Source organism: Vibrio sp. D54, from assembly GCF_021728075.1.
In the GTDB taxonomy this organism is placed as follows: domain Bacteria; phylum Pseudomonadota; class Gammaproteobacteria; order Enterobacterales; family Vibrionaceae; genus Vibrio; species Vibrio alginolyticus.
Map to the genome: position 1 here is coordinate 95,033 of NZ_JAKKCS010000006.1, position 16,360 is coordinate 111,392.

General features: G+C 44.9%; 13 protein-coding genes. 6 read left to right on the forward strand and 7 right to left on the reverse strand.

Translation table 11 applies throughout. The features are described from left to right. The first annotated feature begins 83 nt into the window (after positions 1 to 83). Positions 84 to 902 (forward strand): EAL domain-containing protein, encoded by an 819-nt coding sequence (locus L3V37_RS10530; RefSeq protein ID WP_047103549.1) that lies wholly within the window; start codon positions 84 to 86, stop codon positions 900 to 902. Between the two features lie 106 nt (positions 903 to 1,008). On the opposite strand, the gene L3V37_RS10535 is transcribed toward L3V37_RS10530, so the two are convergent. Continuing rightward, positions 1,009 to 1,542 carry an RNA-binding S4 domain-containing protein gene (locus tag L3V37_RS10535; RefSeq protein ID WP_005376400.1) on the reverse strand — a complete coding sequence of 178 codons (534 nt, stop codon included), beginning with the start codon at positions 1,540 to 1,542 and terminating at the stop codon, positions 1,009 to 1,011. A gap of 226 nt (positions 1,543 to 1,768) precedes the next feature. Between L3V37_RS10535 and L3V37_RS10540 the strand changes: the two genes are divergently transcribed. After that, a complete protein-coding gene (locus tag L3V37_RS10540; RefSeq protein ID WP_237306279.1) occupies positions 1,769 to 2,722 on the forward strand; it encodes an endonuclease/exonuclease/phosphatase family protein in 954 nt (317 codons plus the stop codon). A 17-nt stretch (positions 2,723 to 2,739) separates the two neighbouring features. On the opposite strand, the gene cra is transcribed toward L3V37_RS10540, so the two are convergent. Further along, positions 2,740 to 3,720 carry a catabolite repressor/activator gene (gene cra, locus L3V37_RS10545; protein ID WP_062730994.1) on the reverse strand — a complete coding sequence of 327 codons (981 nt, stop codon included), beginning with the start codon at positions 3,718 to 3,720 and terminating at the stop codon, positions 2,740 to 2,742. Between the two features lie 373 nt (positions 3,721 to 4,093). On the opposite strand from cra, the gene fruB reads away from it, so the two are divergent. The 3 genes from fruB to fruA are packed head-to-tail and all read left to right on the forward strand — an operon-like array spanning position 4,094 to position 7,966. Then, a complete protein-coding gene (gene fruB, locus L3V37_RS10550; RefSeq protein WP_064377084.1) occupies positions 4,094 to 5,227 on the forward strand; it encodes a fused PTS fructose transporter subunit IIA/HPr protein in 1,134 nt (377 codons plus the stop codon). A gap of 9 nt (positions 5,228 to 5,236) precedes the next feature. Further along, positions 5,237 to 6,208, forward strand: coding sequence for a 1-phosphofructokinase (pfkB, locus tag L3V37_RS10555; protein WP_042520798.1), 972 nt, complete (start codon positions 5,237 to 5,239; stop codon positions 6,206 to 6,208). 18 nt (positions 6,209 to 6,226) lie between these two features. Further along, positions 6,227 to 7,966: a PTS fructose transporter subunit IIBC gene (gene fruA / locus L3V37_RS10560; protein ID WP_225495955.1), complete on the forward strand. Its 1,740-nt coding sequence runs from the start codon at positions 6,227 to 6,229 to the stop codon at positions 7,964 to 7,966. 67 nt (positions 7,967 to 8,033) lie between these two features. Here the strand turns inward: fruA and L3V37_RS10565 are convergent, their stop codons facing one another. From L3V37_RS10565 to L3V37_RS10580, 4 genes are all read right to left on the reverse strand, one after another. Then, entirely contained in the window at positions 8,034 to 8,744 is a 711-nt protein-coding gene (locus tag L3V37_RS10565) for a hypothetical protein (RefSeq protein WP_237306280.1), read from the reverse strand. Positions 8,745 to 8,919: 175 nt separating this feature from the next. Further along, a complete protein-coding gene (locus L3V37_RS10570; RefSeq protein ID WP_005386052.1) occupies positions 8,920 to 11,979 on the reverse strand; it encodes an efflux RND transporter permease subunit in 3,060 nt (1,019 codons plus the stop codon). Beyond that, positions 11,979 to 13,040, reverse strand: coding sequence for an efflux RND transporter periplasmic adaptor subunit (locus L3V37_RS10575; protein WP_062730998.1), 1,062 nt, complete (start codon positions 13,038 to 13,040; stop codon positions 11,979 to 11,981). The genes L3V37_RS10570 and L3V37_RS10575 overlap by 1 nt, the downstream gene beginning before the upstream one ends. Next, entirely contained in the window at positions 13,040 to 14,113 is a 1,074-nt protein-coding gene (locus tag L3V37_RS10580) for an efflux RND transporter periplasmic adaptor subunit (protein ID WP_031778922.1), read from the reverse strand. The genes L3V37_RS10575 and L3V37_RS10580 overlap by 1 nt, the downstream gene beginning before the upstream one ends. 160 nt (positions 14,114 to 14,273) lie before the next feature. Here L3V37_RS10580 and vdeR point away from each other — a divergent pair, with 160 nt between their 5' ends. After that, entirely contained in the window at positions 14,274 to 15,002 is a 729-nt protein-coding gene (gene vdeR / locus L3V37_RS10585) for an efflux transporter transcriptional repressor VdeR (protein WP_005376423.1), read from the forward strand. 70 nt (positions 15,003 to 15,072) lie between these two features. Here the strand turns inward: vdeR and gcvT are convergent, their stop codons facing one another. After that, on the reverse strand, positions 15,073 to 16,191 hold the full coding sequence (gcvT, locus tag L3V37_RS10590; RefSeq protein WP_017820967.1) for a glycine cleavage system aminomethyltransferase GcvT: 1,119 nt from the start codon (positions 16,189 to 16,191) through the stop codon (positions 15,073 to 15,075). Between the last annotated feature and the right edge of the window lie 169 nt (positions 16,192 to 16,360).

The following is a 16,360-nucleotide window of genomic DNA, read 5'->3' on the forward strand; positions in this document are numbered from 1 at the left end:
ATATGTAATTAGGCACATTTGATTCTTCAAATCAGAATTGCACCCTGTTACATTGGCAAGATGCTAAATTTTCGGCGTTTTTCATGGAGTTAAAGAATCAATCCGACTACGAGCGATACATAAAACAAGATAATCTTGGTGAATATTACGTAGTTCTCAATCAATTCACTTTTCACAGTGTTTATCAGCCAATTTTTGATAGACGCCAACGTATTATTGGTATGGAAGCCTTACTGCGTATTCGTGGCATTGATGGTTCCCTAATTCGTCCTGACGTGTTTCTGGCCAATAATGGTCTTGATCCCTACTTTCGCTTATGTGTAGAGTTTTTATCCAGAGCAATGCACATTCGAAATTTTGCACGCTATTTCGCGGGGACGCCGATCAAACTGTTTCTTAACGTCATGCCTCAAACGCTACTCACACTAACCAAAGACATGGGCTTTAAAGATAACGGCCTGCTTTACAAACGCCTTTCCGAACTTGGTATGAGCCCAACAGACGTAGTTTTTGAAGTAGTCGAAGAGTCATGCGGAAATACGGATTTATTAATCAAAGCCGTACAGTTAATGAAAGCGAATGGTTTTATCTTTGCTATCGATGATTTTGGCGCCCAACATTCTGATATCGCACGTGTTCAGCAGCTCTGCCCTGACATCATCAAAATCGATCGTTCCTATTTGCTAGACTACTGCGCCGGAGAAACCTTTTCCATACATAGCGCCGTTGATCTAGCGGATCATATGGGAGCAAAAGTCATTATAGAAGGGGTTGAAGAAGACGTGCAGCTACAAGCTATGTATCAACTTAATTTGGATTATTACCAAGGCTTTTACTTAGGAAAGCCTTGTGCCATTCATCACTGGACAGATAGCCTAAACATCGAGACGACAGTGCATTAACACTACCCACTTACAGCACAGTGAAACCAAAAAAGCGCCGATATAATATGCTCGGCGCTTTTTAGTTTTACTCAGATGTCACTTATTTAGTTAAGCGTTCATTTCCCTAGAAAAAATCAATAGAATTACGTCCGCTCTTCGGATCACGAGTGGCTTGCGGTTTGTCTTCTTTTTTGCCTTTCTTAGCAGACTGAGACAACGCTTCTTTCTGCGCTTTACGCTCTTTATGTGCCGCTTTACGGCCTGTTGATTTAGGCCCAGAGGCTTTGGGTGACTTACTTTGACGAGACTTATCTTTACGAGAAGACTGTGCTTCTTTTTTCGCTTTCTTTTCTGCTTTTTGCTCTGCCGTTTCAGGTTCGGTTACTGGCGCATCGCAAACCACAACATAATATTCCTGGTTAAACTCAAAAAAGTCACCATCATACATCTTGCGGCGCTTACGTGTTTCTAGTTCACCATTCACCGCGACGTAGCCTTCCTCGATGATATGTTTTGCTTCGCCGCCACCGCTGACCAAGTTTGCGATTTTAAAAAGCTTGTACAGTTCGATTGGATGCGCATCAACATCGATGCCAATCGCTTCGATCTCAATCTCTTCGCCTTCTAAATACTCTTCGTGGTCGTAATCTTGGGTCATGTTACTTACTCTTACTATTTGATGCCCTGAAGTTTAAACGCAATGCTTAAAAATAGAAACCTCTGCCGATGTTCAATCACCGATTCGCCTTAGCATTTGAGCACCTCTTAACCCATTTAACTTGTCGCTTGTTAGCTTGTATACCGATGCGTAGCTCAAACGAAGCTGCAATTACGCAACCTGAAGGTATATACTCTCTAAGTTATTGTTGAAAAGAGCGAATACTTTGTCTCAACCAAGTAGAATTACCTTTGTCACTGCGAACTTGTTTAATTTTGTCGCACCGCCTAACGCCTACTATGATTTCGAGAACATATACTCGTTAGAGCAATGGCGAGACAAACTTTCGTGGACGCAACGTCAAGTTGAAAAACTGGAAGGCGACGTGATTGGCTTACAAGAAGTATTCAGTATCGAGAAGACCCAGGCATTCTTTTCAACCATCGGCTACCCCTACTTTGCGACCGTTGACACCCCACATGTTGAGGATGAGTACATTTACTCAAGCCCTGTTGTGGCAATCGCATCTCGGTTTCCAATAGAAAAAGCACAAGCGGTAGAGTTTGACTTAGCAACGCTTGAGCCTTTTGGAGTAAGTGTTGTTCCAGAGTTCAGTCGCAAACCTATCTATGCCCAAGTAATACATCCTGTACTTGGTCATATCGCCGTTTACGTAACGCACCTGAAATCTCAACGCCCGGCCGACTCAGAACAACCAGAAACGTCTAGCACGATTATTGGGCGCTGGTTATCCACCCAGCAAAGAGGCTGGGAAGCAGCGATGTTAAGAGACGCGATGCAAAAGAGGTATCGAAAAGAACCAATGCCGACAGTGTTAATGGGCGATATGAATCAACCTATCACTCCTATCAGCGTTAACAGCTCATTGGTATCCAATACTGGTGACAGCGTCACTGAATTACAACTCAAAGATGGTTGGTTATTGCAAAGTGACGCTCAGAAGGATGAACGCCCCGCCACGCATTATCATTTTTCCACTGGGAATGTACTCGACTATATCTTGCTCTCACAAGAGTTTGACACCTTATCAGATATATCGGTTGCCGAGGTTGTTGACTATCAGGTGTCTAACCAACATCTGATCAACCCGATTTATGACAGAGATAAAAACGCCAGCGACCACGCATTTGTGGCGCTGACGGCTGAAGTAAAGCTTTGAGCAACCTATTTAGTTACTTAGTGACGTTTCACAATTTTACGCGGGATAAGTTCTACGCCAGGCTTGTAACGCTTAGCGGAAGCGTTGAGTGCTAACTCCATTGCGCTGTCCGCGATCAACTCAAACTGTTGAGGCAAAGAGTTGATTTTCACAGGCAAGAAGTCCAGCAGTCGATTATCACCAAATGTCGCTAAACGCACCTTTCCCATCAGTTCTGGTTTTTCTAGCATTACATCCAACACACCTTCTAACAGTGTGTATGACGTTGTAACAATGGCATCTGGCAATGCGTTCTCTGTTAACCATCTCTCTAAGACTTTCTTGCCTTCTTCCCGGGAGAAGTGTTGTCCATAACCCACTGTTGCCGTTTTACCACCTTGTTGAGAAGCAGATAGAAAACCGAGCTCACGCTCTTTTGAGACTTGAAGATCTTGCAATGCACCGATTAAGCCAATGGACTTAATATCCTCTGACAGTACTGACTGAGTGAGTTCAAGTGCGGCATCAAAATCTTCGCTGATGACACAACAAAAGTGCTCATCATCCATTGGACGGTCTAGCGCGATAACTGGCGTACCAGAATTTTGCAACTTAAGATAATACTCGTTTGCAGTGGGCATACCACTTGCCACAAACAACGCATCAATACGACGACTGACTAATGCTTCCGCCACCTTTTGCTCTGTATCAGGATCATCATCAGAGCAGCCAATCAAAATTTGGTACCCCGCTTTCCGAGAGTTTTGCTCTATCAGCTTTGCAAGACGCGCATAACTGGTGTTCTCTAAGTCTGGGATGATAAGCCCAAATGAGCGTGAATTACCTGCCCGCAAGGAAGACGCCGCATGATCTGGCTTATAATTGTACTCTTCTACAACGGCCATCACCTTTTTCTGAGTCTTCTCGCTGATGCGGTATTTCTGCGCTTTTCCGTTAATCACATAGCTTGCAGTTGTCTTAGAAACACCCGCTAATTTGGCTATTTCATCCAGTGTCATATTCTAAACCTTATTCTGTGCGCGCGATCATATTAATACATCAACGATCTTTCGATAAGTTGAATTATAAGCTGAACCGATTCAGTATAAAAGCTGAAAGGATTCAGCAAAACTTAAAAATTGACGTAAATCACCTGAATACACAACAAACCAATTTGTAGGCTAGGCTATAGGACAGCGGCAAAGGCTCGTTTGTTAACGTCAGTTTTTAAAACAGTTTTTCTGAGTCTTTTAAAAAATTTACCAACAAGCTGAATCGATTTAGCTTGAAAGATAAAAGGTTTGAGGAGTGATAAGCGCTCAGAAGAAGCGGCGTTCAACTTCTCACACAGAATACATTTTTAAATTGATACCTTAAGGCTGGAGAAGCACCATGCTTAAGCTAAATAAGAACGACATTACCCTCTCGCAATCAGCGACAGATAAGTTTGAAGCAATAAAGAGTATTGCTCATAGCCTGACTGATAAAGGCCTAGTTGAACGCGGTTACGTTGAAGGCATGCTAAACCGTGAAAACCAAAACTCTACGTTTTTGGGGAACGGTATCGCCATCCCGCACGGTACAACCGACACTCGTGCAATGGTGAAAACAACGGGTGTTGCTGTGCACCACTTCCCACAAGGTGTCGACTGGGGTGATGGCAATACTGTGTTCGTCGCTATCGGTATCGCAGCTAAATCTGATGAGCACCTTGGCATTCTTAAACAGCTCACCAAAGTGCTAGGCGCAGATGGCGTAGAAGAACGTCTGCGTAATGCAAAAAATGAAGACGAAATCATCGCCCTACTGCACGGTGATGTTCAGCTTGAAGCAGACTTTGACGCTTCTTTAATTCAACTGATGTTCCCTGCGAGCGACATGCTACAGATGAGTGCTGTTGCTGGTGGTCTGTTGAAAAATACGGGATGTGCTGATAACGAATTCGTTGCAGATCTCGTTACCAAACAACCAACTCACTTAGGTAATGGCCTGTGGTTAATTGGCAGTGACAAACATGTCACTCGCACAGGTGTGTCATTTGTCTCGACGGCAAACGACTGCGAATATGAAGGTCAAAAAGTGCGTGCACTTGTCGCGTTCGCGGCATGTAACAATGCTCACCAACCTATCCTAAAAACGCTTTCTAATATTGTGTTTAACAATGAACACGGCAAGCTTTTAGATGCATCAGTAGAACAGATTCTTGCTTTGTTCAAAGGTGAAGAAGTCACAGCTGCATCTTCAGAAGAAGGCAATACCGCTGTATTTAAAATCAAAAACTCTCACGGCCTACATGCTCGTCCGGGGGCAATGTTAGTCGCAGAAGCGAAAAAGTTTGAATCCACTATACGTGTTTCCAACCTAGACGGAGATGGAAAAGCAGTAAACGCGAAGAGCCTAATGAAAGTCATCGCGCTGGGCGTTAAGCACGGTCACCAACTTCAATTTACAGCAGAAGGCCCTGATGCGCCGCAAGCCTTGGAGTCTATCGGAAATGCAATCGCTTCTGGCCTTGGTGAAGGTTAAGGATCCGATATGACAAACAAAACAAATAAGGTTGTCACTATTACGCTCAACCCGGCATTGGATTTAACAGGTTCAGTAAATGAACTAAACGTTGGTTCCGTGAGCTTAGTACAGCAAAGCAATCTCCACGCTGCAGGTAAAGGTGTCAACGTAGCAAAAGTGTTGAGCGATTTAGGCGCAGATGTCACGGTTACCGGCTTTCTTGGTAAAGATAACCCTGAGCTATTCCATCAGCTTTTCAATGACATCGGCGTTAAGAATGAGTTTGTAGAAGTACAAGGTGCAACTCGTATCAACGTCAAGCTCGTTGAGGCTAATGGAAACGTTAGTGACATTAACTTCCCTGGTGTTCAAGTTACGGCAGAAGAAATCGCGCGCTTTGAAGAAACCCTATTCCGCCTTGCTGAAACACACGATTACTTTGTATTGGCAGGCAGCCTACCGGGCGGTGTTACTGCAGAGCAATGCGCTGCATGGATAGAAGCACTGCATCAACAAGGCAAAAAGGTGTTGTTCGACAGTAGCAAAGCCGCATTGAAGTCAGGTATTGATGCTCACCCATGGTTAATTAAACCTAACGATGAAGAACTTGGTGATTTTGTTGGCGAACATCTAGCAACACCTGAACAGTGCCAAGCTGCAGCGCAAACACTGAGCGACAAAGGCATAGAAAACATCGTGGTTTCTATGGGACCTGACGGTGTTATGTGGCTCAACCAAGGCGAATGGCTTAGTGCAAAACCGCCTCGAATGCATGTCGTGAGCACCGTTGGCGCAGGCGATACGCTGGTCGCTGGCTTGTGTTGGGGCCACATGCAACTGATGCCTAAAAACGATTTATTGCGCTTCGCTACAGCACTTTCTGCTTTGGCAGTTAGTCAAGTTGGCGTAGGGCTAACCAGTCAGGAAGAACTGGAAAATATCAAGCGACAAACTGAAGTTAGCGCGCTTTACCCTATTACAAACTTAGAACAAAACTAAGGAACAGAAGGTTATCGTATGAATATTGCCATTATTACTGCCTGTCCGAGCGGTGTAGCAAATAGCATCCTTGCGGCAGGATTACTAGAACAAGCCGCCGCAAAATTAAACTGGAATGCCAAAATAGAATGTCAATCAAGTGTGGTTGAACCAACACTATTGACGGAAGCTGACGTTGAACAAGCAGAAGTCATTGTCATTGCGGCAAATACTAGCGTCGACACTTCTCGTTTTGTAGGAAAAAAGGTTTACCAAGCGGAAATTAGCGAAGTAGCAAAAGACGCAACTGCGTTTCTCCAGCAAGCGGTTGAAAACGCCACTTTACTTGAAAAAGCAACCACACTTGCAGCCCCTATCACTACAGATACAACATCAGCAGCGAAGAAAATTGTTGCAATCACCGCTTGCCCTACTGGCGTTGCGCATACCTTTATGGCGGCAGAAGCTTTAGAAGAAGAAGGCAAGCGTCGTGGCCATCAAATCAAGGTGGAAACTCGTGGTTCAGTTGGCGCTAAAAACCAACTGACTGAGCAAGAAATTGCAGACGCCGATCTGGTGATCATTGCTGCGGATATTGAAGTGCCACTTGATCGCTTTAACGGCAAAAAGATGTACCGCACGAAAACTGGTCCAGCTCTGAAGAAAACAGCCGAAGAGATGGACAAAGCATTCGAGCAAGCCACGGTGTATCAACATTCTGGTTCAGCTAACTCTTCATCTTCCACCGAAGAGAAAAAAGGCGCTTACAAACACCTAATGACGGGTGTTTCGCACATGCTTCCTGTCGTCGTTGCAGGTGGTTTGATCATCGCTCTATCTTTCGTGTTCGGTATTGAAGCATTTAAAGAAGAAGGCACACTAGCAGCAGCCTTGATGAACATTGGTGGTGGCTCTGCATTCGCATTGATGATTCCTGTACTTGCTGGCTATATTGCGTTTTCAATCGCTGACCGTCCTGGTCTGGCTCCTGGTCTTGTTGGTGGTATGCTAGCAAGTTCAACGGGTGCTGGTTTCCTAGGTGGTATCGCAGCTGGCTTCATTGCCGGTTACGCAGCGAAACTCCTCGCAGATAAGGTGAAACTGCCACAATCGATGGAGGCGCTTAAACCGATTCTGATCATTCCATTTGTAGCAACATTGTTCACTGGTCTTGTGATGATCTACATCGTAGGCGGCCCAGTTTCAGGCATCATGAACGGCCTGACTGACTTCCTAAACAACATGGGATCTGACAGTGCAGTACTACTGGGTATTATCCTTGGCGCAATGATGTGTTTCGACCTAGGAGGCCCGGTAAACAAAGCCGCTTACGCATTTGGTGTTGGCCTTTTGGCTTCACAAACTTACGCGCCAATGGCTGCAATCATGGCCGCAGGTATGGTTCCTGCGCTAGGTATGGGTTTAGCGACCTTCATTGCGAAGAACAAATTTGAACAAAATGAACGTGAGGCAGGTAAAGCATCATTTGTCTTGGGCCTTTGTTTCATCTCTGAAGGCGCAATTCCATTTGCTGCGAAAGATCCAATGCGCGTGATTCCATCTTGTATGGCAGGTGGCGCGCTTACTGGTGCCCTATCGATGCTATTCGGTGCGAAATTAATGGCACCACACGGCGGTCTATTCGTGTTGCTAATTCCTAACGCAATTTCACCAGTATTAATGTATTTAGTGGCTATTGCAGCGGGTACAGCGGTAACTGGCTTTACTTACGCATTCTTAAAAAGCAAAGCAGAAGCGAAACAAGAAGTCGCAGCTTAATTAACAATGCCACCCTCGAATTTGGCATTTAGCACCTCCCTTTAATTCCGGTTAAGGGAGGTGTTTTTTATTCCGCAGCCGGAACGGCTACAATGTCTACTTCCCCACTGCTCATATCCACCGTTGCTTGATAAGCGCTATGCGGGTCACCGTAGTGCTTGAAGGTAAAGTGGTAAACGTTGGCTGGCGTCCACAAGGTTTTTGAATCTGCGGGCAGAATGTCATAGCCGTCTTGCTGATAAAGCTCTGTCGCCATTACATTTGCGATTGCCGCCTGCTGGTTAGCGTCTCGATCAACCTTTGGCTCTAATGACGGATTACTTGGATAAGATTCACCGTTGTAACTCATGAGTCGATATGAGCCATTACTCCAAACGATAAAGTCCTGCCAACCATTACTGTAACTGTCGGCTAGTACAATAGGCGTGCGAGTTACCGACATTCGATTAATAACGTTTCCCTCATTATCAAACATATATGCAGAGCAGCCACCACTACCACAGAAATAGCGATCTTGAAGCAACACTATGTATTCTGCCTTGCCGTCGCTGTTTAGGTCGGCGCTACCCGATAGATAACGTAGATTGTCTTGCTCGAGCGACAGCCCTTCAGGGGCTAAAACCTTACTATCAATCCAACTGGAAATGACTTCAGCACTAACACTGTTGACTTTAGGGGCAGGTTGTTTGGTTTCTGTCGGCATGCTATCCGTCGCGGTGCAGCCAACCAAGGTGAAAGAACCAACGAAGAAGAGTCCGTTTAATATGCGCTTATTCATGTAATCTCAATCTTTGATGTGTCGTTACATCAGTATACGCATGATTTGCATTGTAATCGTAAGAAAATCATTAAAATCAAGCAAATGAATGGTTTGGTATATATTAGTAAGATCAAAAAAGCCCCGAAGAAAACCTTCAGGGCTAGGCAGGAAGCTGGCAAATAGCCAGGAGTCCCTATGCAGTGGTCGGTTTTACCCTAAACAGAATTGCAAACATCACTGGCACCACTATCAGTGTCAGTACAGTAGCAAAACCAAGACCTGCCATAATCGTTATTGCCATCGAGCCAAAGAAGGCGTCGAAGACCAGTGGAATCATCCCCAAGATAGTTGTTAGGGCAGCCATACTTACCGGACGAACGCGGCTTATCGCACTATCGACAATCGCGAGGTAAGGATCTTTACCTGACTCCAACTCAAGGTTAATTTGGTCAAGCAACACAATACCGTTTTTCAAAATCATGCCACTTAGGCTTAACAAACCAAGGAATGCTGTAAAACTGAACGGCATGTTCGTGGTAAGCAAACCAAAAGCAACGCCAATGATCGCTAACGGAACGGTGAACCAAATGACCAACGGCTTTTTGATTGAGTTAAACAGTAAAATAGTAATAATGAACATCAACAAGTAACCCATCGGCAATGAACCGAATAGGCCTTCTTGTGCATCTTTGGATGATTCGTACTCACCACCCCATGTGATTTCGTATCCTTCTGGAACATGCAATGCCATCACTTTAGGCTGTACACGAGCAAATAAGCTTGCTGCCGTGTCGTCACTCAACACATCATGGTCCGCGAGAACGGTTAACGTACGCTTACGGTCACGACGCTGAATTAGCGGCTCACTCCAATCCAGTTGAACGCCATCAATCACTTGATCAACCGGAATATACGTTTGCAACGAAGGACTCCAAATGGTCACGTTTTGTAGTGATTCAAAATCTACGCGTTCTTCTTCAGGAAGGCGTGTCATAATTGGCAACGTATGTGTACCATCACGCAAGTAACCTAAGGTGCTACCACCAAACGCCATTTGCAGTGTGCTTGAAAGATCTTCTTTCGAAATACCTAAGCGACGAGCTTTAGACTCATTGAAAACGGGTACAAGTTCCTTGGTGCGCTCTCGCCAATCGTGACGAATGTTTCGGGCACCAGGGTCGGTATGAAGGATGTCTTCGACTTGCACCGCCAAGTCACGTAAAACTTGTGGATCAGGGCCAGTAATACGCGCTTCGATCTTAGACGCTGGTGATGGACCAAATTCCATCAATTTAAACTGGAATGTAGGCGCATCAAATGTTTTCGCCAGATTCGCATCTAACTTATGCAGCAAACCAAACATTTTCTCACGATCAGTCGCGCGAACTTGGAACTGAGCGTACGCTTCGTAACTTTTTTCTGGTTGATAGGTTAAAGCAAAACGCTGTAGGCCCTGCCCAATCGAAGCAGAAACAAAGTCAATATCATCTTGCTGACGAATGTAGCTTTCAACTTCTTCCGCTTTCTTGATGGTCTCGCGAATGTCAGTGCCCTCTGGCATCCACATATCCACGTAGAACATCGGCGTATTCGATGGTGGGAAGAACTGCTGTTTTACATTACCAAATGCCACGACAGCACCCACTAATAGCGCCACCATGCCAGCAACGGTAAGCCAGCGGAATCGCAATGCAAATTTCAGCGATGCCCCAAATACGACAAACAACCAGCCTTTATAAGGATCATCTTCGCTAGTACCCTGCTCTTTGTTTTCCTCTTTCAACAAAAGATCGGCAAGGAAAGGCGTCAGTGTAATAGCGGTAATCCAGCTTAAAAATAGTGAGAAACACAGCACCCAGAATAGAGAGCCCATGAACTCACCTGTCGCATCTTGCGACAAGCCGATAGGTGCAAAAGCCGTAATTGCAATAACAGTTGCGCCCAGCAAAGGCCATTGTGTTTGCTTTACAATATCGACAGCCGCTTGAACTTTGGTACGCCCTTTCTTTAAGCCAACCAATATGCCTTCCACGACAACAATCGCGTTATCAACCAGCATACCCAAGGCAATAATTAACGCGCCAAGAGAAATACGATGCAGTTCGATGTTGTTGTAATTCATCAAAATGAAGGTACCAAATACAGTCAATAACAACACAACTCCAATGATGACACCACTGCGTAAACCCATAGTAAACAGCAACACAATGATTACGATCGCCACTGCCTCCGCTAGACTAATTACAAACGCTTTAACAGATTCATCCACCTCATTGGCTTGGTTGTAAAAGTAGTTCATATCGATGCCAGCAGGCTTGATAGACTCTAGGCTCGCGAGCTCCGCATCCAAACGTTCACCAACCTCAACCACGTTCACACCCGATGCAAACGAGATACCGATATTAATCGCTTTTTGACCGTTAAAGAGTACGACGTTGCTTGGCTTCTCTTGAATACCGCGAGAAATCGTTGCTACGTCTTTTAGACGAATTAGATTTCCTGTGTCACGGCCATGAATGATCAGATTTTCTAGTGCTTCTACAGTGTTTAAGGTGCCGCTTGGGCGAATAACAAGGCTTTCGCCATTGACCATCACTTCCCCTGCTGAAACCACATTGTTTTGCTGGTTCAACAAGCTCGAAACCACATTCATGTCTAAGTTCAGTGCAGCAAGGCGATCAAGTGAGATCTCAACGAATAGCATTTCTTGCTGATCGCCCGTGATGTCTACCTTACCAACACCATCAACAAGCTCGATTTCACGGGTCAGGTAATCCGCATAACGTTTCAGCTCTACATAGTCGTAATCGTCACCAGTGAGCATTAACATCACGCCATAAACGTCACCGAAATCATCAATGATCTGTAAAGACTGAACACCTTGAGGCAATGATGGTCGTAAATCATTAATTTTACGGCGCATTTCATCCCAAATTTGCGGCAGTTCATCAGGACCATAGTCCATTTCCATGCTCACCGTTATTTGAGACATACCATTAGAAGACGTAGAGGTAATTTTGTCGATATAAGGGAGTTTTCGAATCTCTTTTTCTAGAGGATACGTCAGCTCTTCTTCAACTTCTTTTGACGTCGCGCCAGGGTATGTTGAGATGATCATGGCATCTTTGATCGTAAATGCCGGGTCTTCTAATCGTCCAAGCTCCAAAAATGACGTTAAACCACCAACAGCAAGGATAATAATGAACAACCAGCTGATGACTTTGTTTTTTATTGAATACTCAGCAATGTTCATTATTGGTTATTCTCCACAACATCCACATGTTTACCTTCGCGTAATTTACGCAGATTTGAATTAATCAGAATATCGCCCTGGCTAACACCTGACGACACAATGGCTCCATTGCCATTCACTTGAGAAATCATGACAGGCACTCGTGTGACAATGTCACCTTCTTTTTTCCACACAAAGAACTCATTCCCTTCACTGCCTGCTTGAAGCGCCGTGACAGGAACACTGTAACCATCAATAGAGGTAATGCCCGCCTTCACCATATCGACCAAAACGCTTACGCTGGTTCCCGGCAATATCTCTGTTTTTGGCTGTGGCATCGTCAAGTACATTTCGTAGGTTTGAGTTTCAGCGTTGGGTTCACTTGTGTGCTCTAAATAGTCCAAAGCAAATCTGCCATCGATGCCGGAGAAGGTTGCTCTAGGCTTGTAGCTCATGCTGTCTGAGTTTGGGTCTACCATCGCTAAAACATTGTCGGAAAGCTCAATACGCACGTAAACCAAATCGTTTTGGTATAGGTTTAACACGGGTTCACCAATTGCCACACGCTCAAAACGTTCTTTGAAAACATCAGATACTTTACCGGCGAACGGGGCGAATAAACGGGTGTAATTCAATTGATTGGTCGCGTTATAGAAAGTAGCCTCAGCTAGCTCTTTATTGGCGGTTAGCTCATCAAGTTCCGCTTTTGAAATCATTTGACGTGCATGCAAGTCTTCACCGCGTTTAAGCTGACGAATTGCAAGTGTGTATTGTGCTTCTGCGTCATTCACGGCTTGCTTCTCTTTGCTATCATCTAGCTTTGCGATCATTTGCCCCTGCTTCACAACGTCACCCGCTTTAACCAATACGTGCTGAACTTCCCCAGCGCGGCGAAATGCCATTGGCGTTTGCTCTGCAGGCACTACTATGCCTTTGAACGCGCGATGTTGACTTTGTACTGGTGCATCCACCGAGATAGTCGACACAAAAAGTGACTGCTCGACGATAGCTTGGTTTTCATTTTTGCACCCTGTTAAAACTGCAAGTGCAATCGCAGAGATCGTAAGTAGAGAACGTTTCATTAAATGCCTCCCTCACGAACCCAAGCTTTCACCACTTGTCCTTCAACCAGTCTCTCAACACCAGCAATAACAACGTAATCATTGTTATCAAGCCCGGCTTTCACACCACCTGCTGCGTCAAGTGACACAGTGACTTTATTGACCTGCTGCGTGCTTCTGTCCATTACCCAAACTTCACCTTGCGTCCCATTTTTGTTGACCCAAGCAGACTGAGGTAACGTCATCGCGTCCGATACATGTTGTTTAGCAATGTGTACCTGCCCAGTCATACCTGTCAGCAAATTGCGATCTTCTGGTCGAGTGATGGTCACGATCGCCTCATAACTATTGGTATCGATGTTTGGCTGCGTCGAAATTTCTTTAAATTGCCCAGGGATACGTTTTCCTGGCTCGCTATCCATCGTCACCCACATATCGGAGTTTTGCAGTGACTCAAGTGATACAGATTCCGCATAACTTACTGGCAAGGTGAAAGATACATCCAACGTCGTGTTATCAATGAGATTCAAGATCTCCTGCTTCTCTGCTACTACCTGAAACGGGTTGACATAGGTATATGACACAATGCCATCAAACGGTGCATGAATTTTGGTATAGCTCAAATCGGTTTTAGCTTGTTCGTAGTTCGCCAATGCCGCTTTATATTGAGTTTCTTTCTGATCGTACTCATCAGTACTAATGAGTTTTTTTCCGTAAAGGTTTTTCGCGCGGTCCCATTGTGTTTTCGCTAACGCGTACTGCGCTTGAGCGGCATCTAACGCAAGCTGAAGATCTTTAGGGTCTAACGTTGCGAGCACTTCACCTTTTTGGACCTTTTGACCCATGCGTACACGTAATTCATCTACCTCTCCACCAACCTGAAAAGAAAGCTGCGCGCGATGTGTTGCATCAATACGCGCTAAAAAGGCGTGCGAGTCTTCAAGTTCTAGGTCTTTCACCGCCAGTAATTTTACAGGTTTGATTAAAGGTTCAGACGGCTCAGAAATGGCTTTATTACACCCAGTTAGCATCCCAGAAAGACTTAATGTCACCACTGCGCCAACTAAAGTGCGCCTTAAATATTGTTTTCGCACCCGCTTTCTCCGTAGGTTTTATATATTACACAGCCGTGCAGTATAAGCAGAATTTGAAATTGATCAACATATTTTCCAGGTGGATAGCAAATTAATTAGTCAAAGCGTTCGGTTTCTGGTAAAAGTAAGCGCGTGATTAATATTCGGGAAAATTCGAACTATGAATGAAAGAAAGCAGGGGCGTAGAAGTGCTGAAGCAGCAGAACAAACTAAGTGTCTGATCCTTAAAGTGGCAGCAGATATGTTTTGTGAACTTGGTTACGAGCGTGTCTCGCTGCGCAATATCAGTGAAAAGGCTGGTGTTTCACATAGTTTGATCCGTCACCACTTCGGCAGCAAAGAGAAAATCTGGCAAGCGGTTAGCGATGCAATGGACGAGTTCATGCAGTGCTATATGGCTGAACTCATCAATGAAATGCCGGAGAACACACCTTCGAATAGAAAAATTTATCTGTTTATGGTTCGCATGCTAGCATTTGCTCTCGTCAATCCTCATCCAGTACAGATGATCGCCGATGCCATTCGACAAGGCGATGACGGTGCTCTACTGCAGTATTTCTTAAAGTCAAAAGATGAGTTCGCTGCAATATTTACCGGAATTTTCGAGCAGTACAACAGCGAAAACCCTAATGCACAATTTGATCAGTGGGAATCAAAGTGGCAAATGTTGATCTTCGCACATGGTGCTGTCAGTCTCGCGCCAATGATGCAAGAAACATGGCCGGATATTGCAGATAATCGCGAAAAACTGCTGATCAAGCATTGGGAATTGTTTAATACCATTATGGCCTCTCAATTTGGGATCCCAAAAGAAGAGATGATTCATCCGGAAAAGCTTGAAGATATCGTTATTGATATGTGCTGTACTATTGATGAAGCAGTAAACTAAAAGCAAACAAGCGAAAAGAAGACATAAAAATGCCGAGCTACAAAGCTCGGCATTTTTGTTTCAATTCGTTTTAACCACGGTAGTAGCGTTGTGGTACGAACGGCATTTTTTCAACTGTCATTGGTAGCATTTTGCCACGCACTTCAGCGAACACTTCAGTACCAATCGCCGCCAAATCCGCACGAACATACCCCATTGAGACTGGCTTACCTGCATTCGGGCCCGCCGTACCACTGGTTACAACGCCAATTTTAACGCCGTCAGCATCAAACAGTTCAACACCTTCACGCACTGGCGCTTTGGTTTGACCTACTAGACCCACACGCTTACGCGCCACATCTTTAGTCTCAATCTGCTTAAGAATAATGTCTGCGCCAGGGAAACCACCTTCACGTTCACCACCAATACGACGAACTTTTTGGATACCCCATAGCAAGCTCGCTTCAACAGGTGTTGTTGTTGTGTCTAGGTCATGACCGTATAGACAAAGGCCACACTCAAGACGAAGCGAATCACGAGCACCAAGGCCAATCCATTCAACTTCATCTTCCGCAGTCAGTTTCCGTGCTAGCTCTTCCGCTTTGTCAGCAGGAACCGAAATTTCGTAACCGTCTTCGCCTGTATAACCACTACGAGAAACAATGCACTCGGCGCCTAAAATATCGACTTTACGAATATCCATGAACAGCATTTCAGAAACTTCTGGTGCAAAACGCGCCAATACAGCCGCCGCTTTAGGGCCTTGGATTGCAAGTAGAGCTCGGTCTTCGATAATTTCTAGCTCAACACCAGATGGTAAATGCGCTTGTAGGTGTGCGATATCTTGCGCTTTACATGCTGCGTTCACAACCACAAACAGATGATCGCCTAGGTTAGCCACCATCAAGTCGTCCATGATGCCGCCCTCTTCATTAGTGAAAAAAGCGTAACGCTGTTTACCAGACTCAAGATCCACAATATCCACTGGAACTAATGTTTCTAGGAACGCAGCTGCACCGTCACCAATTAGGCGAAGCTGTCCCATGTGAGAAACGTCAAACAGACCTGCCGCATCACGAGTATGTAAGTGTTCCTTCTTTACGCCTAGAGGATACTGAACAGGCATATCGTAACCCGCGAACGGGACCATTTTGGCACCAACTTCAACGTGAAGTGCGTGTAGTGGTGTTTTCAGTAGTTCTTGAGTCATTTTCGTCTCCATTTAGATAGACCCGAGAATGCTATCGGCATTCGATGTGTTTCCAATAATAAACATGGCTCATTCTATTTTGCACGAACAAGACGCAGATCGACTTGCAAAAGTGTGACTCTTAACATTTTAATCACAACAAATCGTACAAAAAAAGCGCTTTAATGAG

Excerpts from the sequence above, each read along its gene's own strand:
- gcvT (WP_017820967.1), bottom strand. The coding sequence starts at position 16,191 with ATGACTCAAGAACTACTGAAAACACCACTACACGCACTTCACGTTGAA.
- L3V37_RS10535 (WP_005376400.1), bottom strand. The coding sequence starts at position 1,542 with ATGACCCAAGATTACGACCACGAAGAGTATTTAGAAGGCGAAGAGATT.
- fruA (WP_225495955.1), top strand. The coding sequence starts at position 6,227 with ATGAATATTGCCATTATTACTGCCTGTCCGAGCGGTGTAGCAAATAGC.
- L3V37_RS10575 (WP_062730998.1), bottom strand. The coding sequence starts at position 13,040 with ATGAAACGTTCTCTACTTACGATCTCTGCGATTGCACTTGCAGTTTTA.
- vdeR (WP_005376423.1), top strand. The coding sequence starts at position 14,274 with ATGAATGAAAGAAAGCAGGGGCGTAGAAGTGCTGAAGCAGCAGAACAA.
- L3V37_RS10570 (WP_005386052.1), bottom strand. The coding sequence starts at position 11,979 with ATGAACATTGCTGAGTATTCAATAAAAAACAAAGTCATCAGCTGGTTG.
- L3V37_RS10530 (WP_047103549.1), top strand. The coding sequence starts at position 84 with ATGGAGTTAAAGAATCAATCCGACTACGAGCGATACATAAAACAAGAT.
- L3V37_RS10565 (WP_237306280.1), bottom strand. The coding sequence starts at position 8,744 with ATGAATAAGCGCATATTAAACGGACTCTTCTTCGTTGGTTCTTTCACC.
- fruB (WP_064377084.1), top strand. The coding sequence starts at position 4,094 with ATGCTTAAGCTAAATAAGAACGACATTACCCTCTCGCAATCAGCGACA.
- pfkB (WP_042520798.1), top strand. The coding sequence starts at position 5,237 with ATGACAAACAAAACAAATAAGGTTGTCACTATTACGCTCAACCCGGCA.
- cra (WP_062730994.1), bottom strand. The coding sequence starts at position 3,720 with ATGACACTGGATGAAATAGCCAAATTAGCGGGTGTTTCTAAGACAACT.